The organism is Leifsonia sp. McL0607 (genome assembly GCF_049993355.1).
Lineage (GTDB): Bacteria > Actinomycetota > Actinomycetes > Actinomycetales > Microbacteriaceae > Leifsonia.
Map to the genome: position 1 here is coordinate 450705 of NZ_CP188253.1, position 13251 is coordinate 463955.

Below are 13251 nucleotides of genomic sequence, written 5' to 3' on the forward strand. Positions count from 1 at the left end.
GCCTCCAGCGTACGTCGAACCTGCGCAGTCCGCCGGGGGGCACGTGAGCGCCCCTGAGTGCCCCTCGACCGTCTCTCGACGCACTGGCCGCATGTCGGCGTCCGGGCGTAGCGTTCGGCGCATGCAGCCCTTCCGCATCGACGTGCCCATCGACGTCCTCGACGACCTCCACCGCCGGCTCGCGGCGACGGTTCTGCCCGAGAAGACCCCGGGCCCCGACTGGTCCAACGGCATCCCGCCCGAAGTGCTGGGCGCCTTGGTGGATCGCTGGCGCGACGGCTACGACTGGCAGGAGGCCGAACGCCTGCTCAACCGCTTCGAGCAGGTGCGCGTCACGATCGACGGTTGCCAGGTGCACGCGGTGGTCGCCCGCGGCCGTGCGACCGGGAGGCTCCCGATCGTGGTCACGCACGGCTGGCCGTACTCGTTCGCGTCGATGCTCCCGCTGGTCGACGCCCTCGGCGGCGAGCTCGACGTCGTCGTCCCGTCGCTGCCTGGCTACGGGTTTTCGAGCGTGCTCCCGACCGCCTTCTCGTCGGAGGCCGTGGCTGATCGTTGGGACGCCCTGATGACGACCGAACTCGGCTATGACCGCTACCTGACCTACGGCGAGGACGTGGGCGCAGGCGTGAGCGACTGGCTTGCCGGAGCGCATCCTGCCGCCGCCGGCATTGTCGCGAGCCACGCCTCGTTCTCGGCGCGGAGCCGCCCAGGCATCGAGTTGGACGATGCCGAGCGCGCGTTCCTCGCGTCTGTGGGTTCTTCGGCCGAGTCCGGCTACGCCCACCAGCAGGGCACACGACCCGACACGCTGGCGGCGGCCCTGATCGACTCGCCGAGTGGCCTCCTCGCCTGGATCGCCGAGAAGGTGGCCGCCTGGAGCGACGGCGACGGCCTGGCGTCGTTCGATCCGGACGACATCCTGACGAACGTATCGGTCTACTGGGTCACGCGGTCGATCGGCACGAGCTTCCGCGCGTACAGCGAGGCGCCTGCCAGCGACGACCTCCATCCCACCATCGAGGTGCCGTCGAGCATCCTCATCCAGACCCACGAGGGCGCGTACCCGCGCTCGCTCGCCGAGAAGAGCTATTCGGACATCCGCTCCTTTGAGCGGCTGCAGCACGGCGGCCACTTCACCGCGTGGGAGAACCCGGCCGCGATAGCGTCGGCGATCCTCGCTCTCGAGGAGGCCGTGCGCTGACATCGGCGCGCCCGACCGGTTGACAACAGTCGACGTCCGAATAGTGTGTGCACTAAGCAACCGGATGGCAGGCCGGACCGCATGGCGGACGGCAGTACTGCGTTCCCGGTGGGTGGTGCCCGACCCGTCAGGTTGGTCGGGCGCCGCCCGGCTTGAGCCGTGACGGGCGCCCGACCTCCGCTCTCAGAGGGCGCGGATGTTGGAGGCTTGCATCCCCTTCGGACCCTGTGTCAGGTCGTATTCGACCTTCTGGTTCTCGTCGAGGGAGCGGTAGCCTCCCTGCGACTCGATCTCGCTGAAGTGGGCGAAGACGTCGGCACTGCCGTCATCCGGGGCGATGAACCCGTACCCTTTCTCCGCGTTGAACCATTTGACGGTGCCTGTAGCCATCGTGTCTTCCTTCGTTGTCTTCACCGTCCGCTCAGAACGGCCGGCACAGCCAGGCTACTCTCTGACTCCTTGTTAGCATTCATCGGACACAGAACCTGAGCAATGCCATCGCCGAACACCTCCGACGCAGAACGCTTTCGCGGAGGGCGCGGTTCAGTCGTAGCCGAGGATCACGACGTCCGCATCGCTCCAGAATCCGCCGGGAAGCCGGCCGAGCACACCGATCTTCGCTCCCTCCGCGGGAGCGCTGGGAGTCCGGTCTTCCTCGACGACGATGGCGGCCATGTCAGGATGCTAGGTGTACCCGGCCGACCATTCACGCGGATCGACACCGCGTCCAATCAGCGGCGATCGATCGACACGGCGTCCAGCTCGCATCCTCGGTTCACATCCCACTCTGGGAGAACCGACAGCGGGCGCCGATGCCGCTCTGTCAGAGTTTGCTGACATTTCACGAGCGACCCCTTCCTGGGGGTGGCCGTGTCGTGCCAGAATCACGGAACCCACCGCACGACGGCGGGCAGCTGAGGCCCGGACCGCGCTGACGACGACGCAACGAAGGAGAGCCCCATGACTGAGATCTTCGCCCCCGCCGCCGTTCGCGCCGCCCTCCAGCAGGTCGTGACCGCCGTGGGGGAACGCCATCGCTACGCCTTCCCCGACGACGGTCTGGTGCGGTTCACCTGGGACGCCGACGGCCCGGGGCACGGCGACCTGATCGGCGAGGCGATCCGGATGCTCGCGCCGCATGTCTACTCGCACCTGGTCACCGTCGAGAACGCGGACTCCGGACAGCCGGTGGAGTCGGTCCTCGATCTCGCCGCGCACGGGTTGTCCGTTCCGTTCGCCACCATGGCTGCGCTCGACGAGGCGCGCGCCATCGAGGACGCAGGGGGAACCTGGGGCGAAGCGCTCGCCTGCTTCGACGAGATCTACTTCGACTCGCCGGCGCTCGCCGGCTGAAGCTGCTCTCCGGCCGAGCGCACTCGTCTGCCGAGGGCTCGACGTCAGGCTGTCAGGCCTTCGGGTCGTATTGGAACTCGCGAACCTCCTGGGCGCACCGACACGCCGTGGCGATCTTTGCCGCCCACTCCAGCGCCGCGTTGCGCGTCGGCAGGTCGAGGACCGTGAAGCCGCCGTCCATCAGACGGGTCTCCGGGTACGTGCCGGGCGTGACAATGCCGTCCCCGGACACCAGCACCGTTCCGACGCTCTCGTTCACTCCGCCACCGAAGACGTAGACGCCGGCCTCCTGGGCCTCCCGGATCACGGAGTGCGCTGCTTTCGATACGGCGGGGAGGTCCTCCTCCGATACGTGCATCGCCGCTCCGGGGAACGAAATCATGTACTTCGTCATCGCGTGACTCCCTCGTTGTTGACGACGGTTACGTCGAAGACCCTACCGATGAACGCGAGCGTGTAGGTGAAATCGAAGAGCATTGATATCCGGAATTCCGCTCGCGATGTCTCCAAAACCGGCAGTCGGACCCGCGCGGCACGGTAGGTTGCCCCCGTTTCGATGAGGAGGACTCCCGTGAAGAAGCGCACTGCATTCGGCGTCGCCATCGTGGTCATTCTGGCGCTCGCCCTCGGCGCTCTCGGCGGATACCTGGCGGCCCAGTCCACCACGAACCAGTCGACCACCGCGCAGGTCACCCAGCTGAGCGACGGAAAGCCGCACATCGTCAGCGCCTCGACGCTCACGCACCTGGCCCCGATCATCGGCATCGCCTACTGGGCGGGCGAGCGACCCGACAGCAAGATCGCCCTCACGGTGACGGAGTCGACGATCTACGTGCGCTACCTGCGCCCGACGGCTGCCGCCGACTCGGCCAAGCCCACGCTGACCGTGGCGACCTACCGCAACATCGACGGCTTCGGGTCGCTCACCGCGCAGTCCACGGCTTCGCACGCGCAGTCGGGCGCGGTCATCGCCGTCAAGGCGACCGACCCGCTCAGCACGTACTTCGCATTCCCGAGCTCGACCTTCGAGGTGGAGGTCTACTCACCCATGTCCGGAGAGTCCACGAAGCTGGTGAACAATGGCTCGGTCACACCCATCACCGCGCGGTAGGCGCGCGGGGGCCGGTCCGCTCGCGATCGTCGTCTGCGGCCTCCTCTCTATCGCTGCGGCCGGCGGCCCGGCGCTGCCGTGGGACCCAAACCTCCACTCCCTCGCCCCCGGCCTCGCGGGGCCACAATGGGCTCGCACCTCGATCGTGAACACAGGAGGCCAGGGGCCCGCCGGGCAGACCGGTGCCGCTGGCGCAGACGGGGTTAACGGGGCCGACGGGGCAGACGGGGCGACCGGAGCACAAGGGCCGGTGGGACCCGCCGGACCGATCGGGGCGACGGGAGCCACGGGACCTGTCGGAGCCATCGGACCTGCGGGTCCGGCAGGCGAGACCGGCGCAACAGGCGCCACCGGCGCCACCGGCGCCACCGGCGCGACCGGCGCGACCGGAGCACAGGGACCCGTCGGGGCGCCGGGCGCACAAGGCCCCGCAGGAGACGTCGGCGCAACCGGAGCCGTCGGCGCCACCGGAGCGACCGGAGCCACAGGCGCCATCGGCCCTGCAGGACCGGCCGGGCCGATTGGCCCTATGGGCGACACCGGCTCGGTCGGCCCTCAGGGCCCAGCCGGACCCATCGGCTTGACCGGAGCAACCGGTCCCGCCGGAGCGACGGGCGCACAAGGCCCCGTCGGAGCAACAGGCGCACAGGGCCCCACCGGAGCGACGGGCGCACAGGGCCCCGCCGGAGACGTCGGCGCAACCGGCGCAACGGGCGCCACCGGACCCCAAGGCCCAGCTGGACCGATCGGCTTGACCGGAGATTCTGGCGCCACAGGTCCCGCCGGACCTCAAGGCCCAGCCGGACCCATCGGCTTGACCGGAGCAACCGGTCCTGCCGGAGCGACGGGCGCACAGGGCCCCGCCGGAGCAACAGGCGCACAGGGCCCCGCCGGAGACGTCGGCGCAACCGGCGCAACCGGCGCAACGGGCGCCACTGGACCCCAGGGCCCAACTGGACCCATCGGCTTGACCGGAGATACTGGCGCGACTGGCGCCACCGGCCCCACCGGCCCCACCGGCCCCCAAGGCCCAGCCGGACCGATCGGCTTGACCGGAGACACCGGTCCTGCCGGAGCAACAGGCGCACAAGGCCCCACCGGAGACGTCGGCGCAACCGGCCCAACCGGACCCCAAGGCCCAGCCGGACCCATCGGCTTGACCGGAGACACCGGCGCGACTGGCGCCACCGGCCCCACCGGAGCAACAGGCGCACAGGGCCCCGCCGGAGACGTCGGCGCAACCGGCCCAACCGGACCCCAAGGCCCAGCCGGACCCATCGGCTTGACCGGAGACACCGGTCCTGCCGGACCCCAAGGCCCAGCCGGACCCATCGGCTTGACTGGAGACACCGGCGCGACTGGCGCCACCGGCCCCACCGGAGCAACAGGCGCACAGGGCCCCGCCGGAGACGCCGGCGCAACCGGCCCAACCGGACCCCAAGGCCCAGCCGGACCCATCGGCTTGACCGGAGACACCGGCTCCACCGGAGCAACAGGCGCACAAGGTCCCGCCGGAGACGTCGGCGCCACCGGCCCGACTGGCGCCACCGGCCCCGCCGGAGCAACAGGCGCACAGGGACCTGCCGGCCCGCAAGGCCCGGCCGGACCTACCGGGGACACCGGCCCCGCCGGACCCATCGGGCCCGCCGGACCCATCGGGCCCACCGGAGACACAGGCGCGATCGGCGCCCAGGGTCCCATCGGCTTGACCGGAGCAACCGGCCCTGCCGGTCCGCAGGGGCCGGCCGGCGCAACCGGCGCGACGGGCGCGACAGGCGCCACCGGACCTCAGGGGGCCCAGGGCATCCCGGGGCCGGTCACTCCCACCGTCGCCACAGCGTCGAACACCAGCGGTGCCCCGTCCAACGGCCTACAGCTCGCGGCGACTGCGTTCTGCCCGGCCGGCCAGCGGGCGCTTGGAGGAGGCGCGTCGACGAGTGGGTGGGGTGCCGGTCAGAACGTGGTGATCTTTCAGTCCCAGCCCGTGCTGGCCGACGGAACAGTGCCGTCCTCGGGCTCGACCCCGGCGGGCTGGCTGGGGAGGGCCCTGGAGGTCGGGACAGGAGGCAACCCGTACACGATAACGGTGTTCGCCATCTGCGCGCCGTGACCTCCGGTGCGGCTGCATCAGCGCTCCCGCACCGGAGCGCCCGGACATCAGCGCGGGGTGGTACACGGAAAGCGTGTCACATCGTCGGCCGCATGCCCCCATCGATCACGACATCGGAGCCCGTCAGGTTGCCGAGCACCGGGCTGGCGAGCATGGCGACCAGCGAACCGACCTCCTCCGGTGTGGTGAACCGACCCGTGATCATCGCCTGTTCGGCGGCGCGTCGCACCTCCTCCGGACTGCGTCCGTCGGCCGCGGAGACGGTTTCGGCCACCCCGCCCGCGCCCAGCCAGAGCGCTGTCGCCACCGGTCCGGGGCTGACGGAGTTTGCACGGATGCCGCGCGGCCCGAGCTCCTTCGAGAGGGACTTGGTGAAGCTCAGCAGCGCTGCCTTCGCCGCGCTGTAGTCCATCACCAACGGGTCGGCCAGGATCGCATTCTCGCTGACCACGTTGACGATCGCGCCGCCGTCGGGGATCGCATCCACGAGCGCCCGGGTGACCCGCACCGCCGCGAGCGCGTTGAGTTCATACGTCCGAAGCCAGTCATCGTCGGTGATGGAGGCGAAGCCGCCCGGCCGAGGCGGGGCGGAGCCGACATTGTTCACCAGGACGTCCACCGTTCCCCCGACCGCGTCGCGCAGCCCGGCGATCGCCGCCGGGTCGGAGAGATCGGCCGCGACGAACCGGAAGCCCGCAGCGGCCTCCAGCTCGCGCGACTCGTCCGTCGCTGCACGGGCGATGCCGATCACGGTCGCCTCCTCGGCGAGCAGGGCTCGGACAGCGGCCAGGCCGATCCCGCGGCTGGCACCGGTCACGACGGCGCGGGCGCCGCTCAGTCGAAGATCCACGGCGCGACAGTAGCGGCTTGCGGAGGATTCGGCTAGAGCCTACGCGGCAGCGCCGCGGTCACCGGACGGCGCGGTGGACATCCTGGCACAGCGGCCCCCGCTCAGCCGAGCGCGTCGTAGGTCGTGATCCGCAGGCGGTCGAAGAAGAGCGCGTCGGCCGTCTGCGCGCGGTCGGGACCGGGGACCGCGACGACCACGGTCACCGAGACCTCCGGTGTCGTCAGTCGGCGGACGGCGTCGGTCACGATCACGACCTTGGTGACGGGCTCCAGCGGATGCCGGCCTCGGATGTCGAACGGGTCCGTGTTTCTCCACCGCGGGTCGCAGTGGCCGTCGTCACCGACGCAGTTGGAGTGCCCGAAGACCGTGAACGAGCCCGCGTAACCGGAGGCGGCGTCGCGAGGGGTGTCGAGGTCGGCGTCGGCGTTGTCGAAGAACACCCGCGCTTCGTATGAGACGCCGGAATGGTCGATGCCCGAGAAGATCAGGTCGGCCCGGTAGAGCGAGCTCCGCACCGCGGTCGGGACGGTCAAAGGGGGTGAGGTGTAGCGTTCCATGATCCAGCCCTTTCTCAGTGTGCGGGTCCTCAGTGCGAGTGCGTCGCGTGCGCGGCCGCCGGGTCCGCCGCTGCGGAGTCGACCTCGAGGGAGGCTGTCGTGACGGCGTAGTCGTAGCCCAGCGTGGTCACGTTGAGCGTCTGCCGCACCGTCAGGCCGAAAGGAGGCAGCGCGTCGTCGAGGATGTCGGCCGGCGGGTTGGCCCCGGAGTGCTGCTGCTGCCAGATCCGCCAGATCCGGTCCACCATGGCGTGGTGCGCCCAGAAGATCGGGTCGAAGGCGGCGAGGTGGATGTAGTACATGTCGCCGCCGGCACCGCCGGTCCAGACGTGCACGTTGTTGTGGAGGTTCTCGAGCTGGCTCGTGAAGTCGAGGAAGTCGGTGATCTCGAGGAGGTCGGCGACCTCCTGAGCGGTCGGCAGCGGCGGCGACCCCGGCTGGCCGGGGAACCGCACCGTCTGCGCCGGCAGGTCGACGGGTGGGTGACCGGCCTTCGCCTGTTGCAGCGCGCGCGGGTCGACCGGTGCACCGGCGAGCGGGTTGTCCGGCGCGTTCTCCGCCGTGTAGATGTCGGGGATGGTGTGGACCGTCCAGTCCCACCACGGCAGCGTGGCCGTCGGCACCAGGTCCATCAACGACCGCTCGAACGAGTATAGGTAGGCCCGATGCCAGGGCAGGAAGTACGGCGTGCCGTGCGCGACCGAGCAGCCGATCGGCATCGGGAGGCCGTGGACGCCCGCGAAGTACTGGTAGCCGCGGTCGTCGTTCACGGCTAACGACTTTGTGAACGCCTCCCGCAGAAGGCTGGTCTGATCCGGGGTGAGGAACTGCGCGTTGCGCCGCCACCGCACGGGTGACGCCGCACGCGTCGCAGCTGAGAAACCGACAGCCATGGTGCACGTCCGATCCCGCGGAGGTCCGCGTCGCCTCCAGGGTCGCCACCTGCTGAGACGTTTGGCAAGACCCGGTCGTCTACTGCGTCTTGACCTCGGTCGCAGGCGCTGACCCTAGCTCCACCGCGCGAACCAGCGCTGCAGGTGGTTCTCAAGGTCGCGCTGATCGTCGCCGGCCCAGGCGACGTAGCCGTCGGGCCGCAGCAGCACCGCGGGCACGGGAAGTTCAGCGTCGGGGTCGACGACCGCCTCCACCTGCCCCTCCCAGCCGGTGACGCTCAGACGGCCGGTGCGGTCGAGAAGCAGTCCACGACCGTCGCGCAGGAACTCGTAGAGCCTGCGGTGGGCCAACGGGAGGTCGCGCAGCCGTCCTCCCACGAGATCGGACAAAGGTGCGGGCTCGCCGCCGAGCTCGTAGCGGATCCCGGTCCCGCTGATCCGCTCGGCGAGATACCGCGCCACGTCGTCGAACGCCATCAGCTCCGTGAACAAACGCCGCACGGCCTGCGGACCGGGCTCGGGCGCGATCAGGACGCTCTGCGCGCGGGTGAGCGTCAGCACATCGTCGGCGACCGGGCGGCGCTCCGACTCGTAGCTGTCGAGCAGCCCGTCCGGCGCCCGGCCGTGTAGTTCGGCGGCCAGCTTCCAGCCGAGGTTGAACGCATCCTGGATGCCGAGGTTGATGCCCTGCTCGCCCAGCGGTGGGTGGACGTGCGCTGCGTCGCCTGCGAGGAGGACTCGGCCGGAGCGGTAGCGATCGGCGAGCCGGGTCGCGTCGGTGAACCGAGAGAGTGCGCGCGGCGAGTGTGCGCCGAAGTCGGTGCCGGCGTACGCCAGCAACTGCCTGCGGAACTCCTCCAGCGTGGGCGGCACGCTGCGGTCCTCCGCGACGCTCGCGGCGGGCACGACCGCGCGGTACAGACCATCGGCGGCCGGGCCGATGCCGAATCCGCGATGCGTCTTCCTGACCTCCGCCGAGATCGCGGCGATGTCGTCGGCCGAGGTGGTCACCTCCACCTCGCCGAGGAGCCACTCGATCGTCGCCGCTTCGCCGTCGAACGCGATGCCCAGCAGCCGGCGCACGAGACTGCGGCCTCCGTCGCAGCCGACCAGCCAGCGCGACCGCAGCTGCATGCCGTCGACGAGTTCGACGTCCACGCCGTCGTCGTCCTGCTCGAAGCCCGCCAGCTCCGCGCCGCGGCGCAGCTGTGCGCCGAGCTCGACAGCGTGCTCCTCCAGCAGCCGGTCGGTGATGGTCTGCGGGATGCCGAGGATGTACGCGTGGGACGAATCCAGCTCGACAGGGCGGGGCCCGGCGATCCCCGCGAAGGTGCCGACCTGCGGGTAGCGCGTCCCGTGCGCCAGGAACCGGTCGAGCAGCCCGCGCTGGTCGAGGATCTCGATGCTGCGCGGGTGGAGGCCGAGCGACCGGGCCAGCGGGCTCGGCTGCTCGGCCCGCTCCAGCACGAGCACCTCGACATCGTGCAGTCGCAGTTCGGCCGCCAGCATGGAGCCGGTCGGCCCTCCTCCGCTGATGATCACGTCGTACTCGGGAGACTCCATCCAACACGCTCCTTTTTGGCCGGGGTGCGAATCTCGCGATTCCGGTCGCGACCGGCCATTCTCGCCGACGCTGGGGGCCTTGCCGCAAGCCCCGGAGGGGCCGGTATCCTGGAAATGCGGCCGGTGATGCGTGGATATGAATGCTCCACACCATTCTGTGGCGTCATCTGATTGCTCAAGGCCGATTCGGGTACGTCTGACGTCGCCGCGGCGAAAGCGACCAGTCGCGGTAGGCCACGCCTTCTGCCATAATTAATTATGAGTAATTCTCAATACTCTGGCTTCTATGCCCCGCCCCCCGAACCGCCGACCTATGAGCCACCGCAACCGAAGCCAGCGAATGCGATGGGCGTCGCCTCCTTGGTGCTGGGGATCGCAGCACTCGCATTGGCGGCATTTCCGCTCGTTGGATACTTCGGCTGGATCCTCGCGGTCGCCGGTATCGTGCTCGGCATCGTGGGCTTGACCCGGGCCAATCACCCCCACGGGCTCGCACTCAGTGGGACGATCGTCTCCGGAGTCGCATTCTTGCTCGCCACCCTGTTCGGAATCGTTTACTCGGTAGCATTCCTCAACGCGACGACTTCCCCCGTCACCACAGCCGCATCCAGCGCCTCTCCGTCAGCCTTACCTTCCACAGAACCCTCGCCATCAGAAACTCCATCGCCACGCGAAGCTGGGGTTGGCTCACTCGGCAATCCCTACCCCGCAGGGACAACCCTCGATGTCTCTGGAACCATCACGGCCCAACTCGCATTTCCACACGTTAACGTGAGCGCGAACGACTTCGTTGCGGGCTCGAACCAGTTCAACGATGTACCGTCCTCTGGCATGCAGTGGGCCGTTCTCGACGTGACCGTCACCAATTCCGGGACTTCGCCTGTGCGGCCCGGCGACCTCGTTTATAGCATCAACTTGGCCACGCCGGACGGACAGACTTTCGGCCAGAAGTTCGCCTCGCTCGACAACCTGCTGACAAGTGCACCCGATCTCGCACCAGGCGCATCAGCGACGGGTCAGATCGCCTATCAGCTACCTGTAGGCACGCCATCGGTCCTTGTCAACGCCGGTCAATCGTTTGTGATCGGGCAATAGGAAACAGCTGCTCCCCTTCCCGAAAATCCTGAGAAGACCTCACCTTCTACTCCCCCGCCCCGCACCGACAGGTCTACCCTGAGCGCGAAGGCCCGGACCAGTACGGGCCGGGGAGCGCCTGCGATGGCCAAGCACAGAATTCTCGCGACGGCCGGGATCGTCGCCGCCGCGGTCTTCATCGCCTTCGGGGCGCCGCAGAGCGTCCAGGGCATCACGCCAGGGCAGGACAGCATCCACTTCACGGCGGCAGGCGACTACGCCGCAGGCGCGAACACCCAGGCTGTGTTATCGGGCATCAAGACGCTGAATCCCGACCTGAATCTGGCGGTCGGCGACCTGTCGTACTCGACGACCGGGCAGGAGCAGGCCTGGTGCGACCTGGTCACCCAGACCGTCGGCGCCGGCTTCCCGTTCGAGCTCGTCTCCGGCAACCACGAGAGCAACGGGCAGAACGGCAACATCAACGACTTCTCCGCCTGCCTGCCGAACCAGCTCCCCGGCGCGGTCGGCACCTACGGACGCCAGTACTACGTCGACGTTCCGCAGGGATCGCCGTTGATCCGGTTCATCATGATCTCGCCCGGCCTTCCGTTCTCCGACGGCGTGTGGACGTACGCGGCCGGGACCGACCACTACAACTGGACGGCCGCAGCCATCGACAGTGCCCACGCCGCGAACATCCCCTGGGTCGTCGTCGGCATGCACAAGCCCTGCCTCTCGATGGGCCAGTACGCCTGCGAGGCCGGCCCGGACATCATGAACCTCCTGGTGTCGAAACGGGTCGACCTGGTGCTGACAGGGCACGAGCACCTCTACCAGCGCACGAAGCAGCTCGCGACAGGCGCCTCCTGCCCCTCGATCACGCCGGGCACCTACACGGCCGCGTGCGTCGCCGACTCCGACAACACGCTCGTCAAGGGAGCCGGAACGGTCTTCGCGACCGTCGGCACGGGAGGCAACAGCAACTACGACATCAACCCGGCCGACTCCGAGGCCGGCTACTTCGCCGCGACGTACGGGAACTCCACCGCCCCGGTCTTCGGGTTGATGGACGTCACCGCGACCGCGACGCAGCTCAACGCCTCTTTTGCGCGCGACGCCGGGGCGAGCTTCAACGACTCCTTCACGATCGGGCCGCCTGCCGGAGGCGGCAACCAGCCTCCGAACGCCGTCATCGCCGCGTCGTACACCAACCTCACCTGCTCGTTCGACGGGACCGGCTCGAACGACCCCGACGGCACCGTGACTTCCTTCGCATGGGACTTCGGCGACGGCACCACCGGAACCGGGAGCACGATCAGCCACACTTACACGGCCGCGGGCACCTACCCGGTGCGACTCACGGTGACCGACGACGGCGGAGCCACGGGCAGCACCAACCGATCGACGACGGTGACCGCGCCGCCACCTCCGCCGAGTGTGCTGGCCGCCGACACCTTCTCCCGCTCCGTCACGGGAGGCTGGGGCACGGCCACGACCGGAGGCGCCTGGACCGTCGCAGGATCGTCGTCCCTCTACTCGGTCGACGGCAGCGCGGGCCTGATCCAGTTGCCCTCGGCCTCGGGTGGCACGACCCGCCTGCCCGGCTTCACCTCCACCGACACCGACCTGCGGCTCTCGGTCGCGCTCGACAAGGTGCCATCCTCCGGCAACGTCTACCTGACCATCCAGGGCCGGCGGATCGCGACGGCGGGCGCCTACGCGTCGAAGGTGATCGTGTCGTCGGCGGGCAAGGTCACGATCCAGATCGTCCGCGTGGACCAGAACGGCGGCAACGAGGTCGTCGTGCAGCCCTCGGTCGCCGTCGCGGGGATCACGTACACCGCCGGGCAGAAGCTCGACATCCGTGTGCTGGTCACCGGCACCAGCCCGACGACCGTGCAGACCAAAGCCTGGCTCGACGGTACGACGGAGCCCGCGGCGTGGCAGCGGTCGGCGACCGACACGACGGCAGCGCTCCAGGCAGGCGGCGGACTGGCCGTCACTGGATACCTCTCCGGCGGCGTGGTCAACACCCCGGTGACGATGTCGGTCGACGACCTCAACGCGGTCAAGCCCTGACCGCTCCCGACGCCGCACGCGGCCGGCCCGACCGCGACGAGCCGTGACCCGGAGAAGGGGTCACGGCTCGGTGGGACTCGGAGGCCGCCACGAGCCGGGACCCGGAGAAGGGGTCACGGCTCGGTGGGACTCGGAGGCAGGGATCAGGTTGGCGGTTCCCCAACGTCACGGTCGCTGGGTCAGGCCCTTTACAGCGCTCCGTGCTCCCGCCCCGAATCGACGGCCTGGCTCACCAGCGGTTCAAAACTCCCTGGGCCTCGGCACGCTCCGTATTTGGCGGGGTTACGGTCCAGCCGTGTCTCGCGAGAACATCCGCGGCCTCATCCTGAAGATCGCGAACGGTCGAACGAAACTGCCGCCGCCTCCATTGTTGTCTTCCGTCGAGCAGCGCAGCTTCCCAGCCGACGTTGTGATCCACGCCGCACTCGCGTACCAGAAACTCCAAGAAGTCTTC

Annotated in this window: 13 protein-coding genes; 6 read left to right on the forward strand and 7 right to left on the reverse strand. The window is 69.4% G+C overall.

Annotated elements, in window-relative coordinates; translation table 11 throughout:
- The first annotated feature begins 121 nt into the window (after positions 1–121).
- A complete protein-coding gene (locus ACPPVW_RS02125; protein WP_426624909.1) occupies positions 122–1204 on the forward strand; it encodes an epoxide hydrolase family protein in 1083 nt (360 codons plus the stop codon).
- A 183-nt stretch (positions 1205–1387) separates the two neighbouring features.
- Here the strand turns inward: ACPPVW_RS02125 and ACPPVW_RS02130 are convergent, their stop codons facing one another.
- Both ACPPVW_RS02130 and ACPPVW_RS02135 read right to left on the reverse strand, forming a co-directional pair.
- Positions 1388–1594, reverse strand: a complete 207-nt coding sequence (locus ACPPVW_RS02130; protein ID WP_426624910.1) for a cold-shock protein — start codon at positions 1592–1594, stop codon at positions 1388–1390.
- Between the two features lie 153 nt (positions 1595–1747).
- A complete protein-coding gene (locus ACPPVW_RS02135; RefSeq protein WP_426624911.1) occupies positions 1748–1879 on the reverse strand; it encodes a hypothetical protein in 132 nt (43 codons plus the stop codon).
- A 285-nt stretch (positions 1880–2164) separates the two neighbouring features.
- On the opposite strand from ACPPVW_RS02135, the gene ACPPVW_RS02140 reads away from it, so the two are divergent.
- Entirely contained in the window at positions 2165–2557 is a 393-nt protein-coding gene (locus ACPPVW_RS02140) for a hypothetical protein (protein WP_426624912.1), read from the forward strand.
- 52 nt (positions 2558–2609) lie between these two features.
- Here ACPPVW_RS02140 and ACPPVW_RS02145 read toward each other — a convergent pair whose 3' ends face one another.
- A complete protein-coding gene (locus tag ACPPVW_RS02145) occupies positions 2610–2951 on the reverse strand; it encodes a YciI family protein (RefSeq protein WP_426624913.1) in 342 nt (113 codons plus the stop codon).
- A gap of 177 nt (positions 2952–3128) precedes the next feature.
- On the opposite strand from ACPPVW_RS02145, the gene ACPPVW_RS02150 reads away from it, so the two are divergent.
- Both ACPPVW_RS02150 and ACPPVW_RS02155 read left to right on the forward strand, forming a co-directional pair.
- Positions 3129–3668 carry a hypothetical protein gene (locus ACPPVW_RS02150; protein WP_426624914.1) on the forward strand — a complete coding sequence of 180 codons (540 nt, stop codon included), beginning with the start codon at positions 3129–3131 and terminating at the stop codon, positions 3666–3668.
- A 1705-nt stretch (positions 3669–5373) separates the two neighbouring features.
- Positions 5374–5778, forward strand: a complete 405-nt coding sequence (locus tag ACPPVW_RS02155) for a hypothetical protein (protein WP_426624915.1) — start codon at positions 5374–5376, stop codon at positions 5776–5778.
- A gap of 76 nt (positions 5779–5854) precedes the next feature.
- Here ACPPVW_RS02155 and ACPPVW_RS02160 read toward each other — a convergent pair whose 3' ends face one another.
- The 4 genes from ACPPVW_RS02160 to ACPPVW_RS02175 form a co-directional block, all read right to left on the reverse strand.
- Complete coding sequence (locus ACPPVW_RS02160; protein ID WP_426624916.1) at positions 5855–6628, reverse strand: SDR family NAD(P)-dependent oxidoreductase; 774 nt, start codon at positions 6626–6628, stop codon at positions 5855–5857.
- Between the two features lie 101 nt (positions 6629–6729).
- On the reverse strand, positions 6730–7185 hold the full coding sequence (locus ACPPVW_RS02165) for a hypothetical protein (RefSeq protein ID WP_426624917.1): 456 nt from the start codon (positions 7183–7185) through the stop codon (positions 6730–6732).
- 29 nt (positions 7186–7214) lie between these two features.
- Positions 7215–8078, reverse strand: coding sequence for a tyrosinase family protein (locus tag ACPPVW_RS02170; protein ID WP_426624918.1), 864 nt, complete (start codon positions 8076–8078; stop codon positions 7215–7217).
- Positions 8079–8192: 114 nt separating this feature from the next.
- A complete protein-coding gene (locus ACPPVW_RS02175) occupies positions 8193–9641 on the reverse strand; it encodes an FAD-dependent monooxygenase (protein WP_426624919.1) in 1449 nt (482 codons plus the stop codon).
- 345 nt (positions 9642–9986) lie between these two features.
- On the opposite strand from ACPPVW_RS02175, the gene ACPPVW_RS02180 reads away from it, so the two are divergent.
- A complete protein-coding gene (locus tag ACPPVW_RS02180; RefSeq protein ID WP_426624920.1) occupies positions 9987–10736 on the forward strand; it encodes a DUF4352 domain-containing protein in 750 nt (249 codons plus the stop codon).
- Positions 10737–10859: 123 nt separating this feature from the next.
- Positions 10860–12797 (forward strand): PKD domain-containing protein, encoded by a 1938-nt coding sequence (locus ACPPVW_RS02185; RefSeq protein WP_426624921.1) that lies wholly within the window; start codon positions 10860–10862, stop codon positions 12795–12797.
- The last annotated feature ends 454 nt before the right edge of the window (positions 12798–13251 follow it).

What these genes read in the sequence shown, in the direction of transcription:
- ACPPVW_RS02130 (WP_426624910.1), bottom strand. Translation starts at nt 1,594, where the DNA reads ATGGCTACAGGCACCGTCAAATGGTTCAACGCGGAGAAAGGGTACGGG.
- ACPPVW_RS02145 (WP_426624913.1), bottom strand. Translation starts at nt 2,951, where the DNA reads ATGACGAAGTACATGATTTCGTTCCCCGGAGCGGCGATGCACGTATCG.
- ACPPVW_RS02135 (WP_426624911.1), bottom strand. Translation starts at nt 1,879, where the DNA reads ATGGCCGCCATCGTCGTCGAGGAAGACCGGACTCCCAGCGCTCCCGCG.
- ACPPVW_RS02175 (WP_426624919.1), bottom strand. Translation starts at nt 9,641, where the DNA reads ATGGAGTCTCCCGAGTACGACGTGATCATCAGCGGAGGAGGGCCGACC.
- ACPPVW_RS02125 (WP_426624909.1), top strand. Translation starts at nt 122, where the DNA reads ATGCAGCCCTTCCGCATCGACGTGCCCATCGACGTCCTCGACGACCTC.
- ACPPVW_RS02140 (WP_426624912.1), top strand. Translation starts at nt 2,165, where the DNA reads ATGACTGAGATCTTCGCCCCCGCCGCCGTTCGCGCCGCCCTCCAGCAG.
- ACPPVW_RS02170 (WP_426624918.1), bottom strand. Translation starts at nt 8,078, where the DNA reads ATGGCTGTCGGTTTCTCAGCTGCGACGCGTGCGGCGTCACCCGTGCGG.
- ACPPVW_RS02165 (WP_426624917.1), bottom strand. Translation starts at nt 7,185, where the DNA reads ATGGAACGCTACACCTCACCCCCTTTGACCGTCCCGACCGCGGTGCGG.
- ACPPVW_RS02185 (WP_426624921.1), top strand. Translation starts at nt 10,860, where the DNA reads ATGGCCAAGCACAGAATTCTCGCGACGGCCGGGATCGTCGCCGCCGCG.
- ACPPVW_RS02180 (WP_426624920.1), top strand. Translation starts at nt 9,987, where the DNA reads ATGGGCGTCGCCTCCTTGGTGCTGGGGATCGCAGCACTCGCATTGGCG.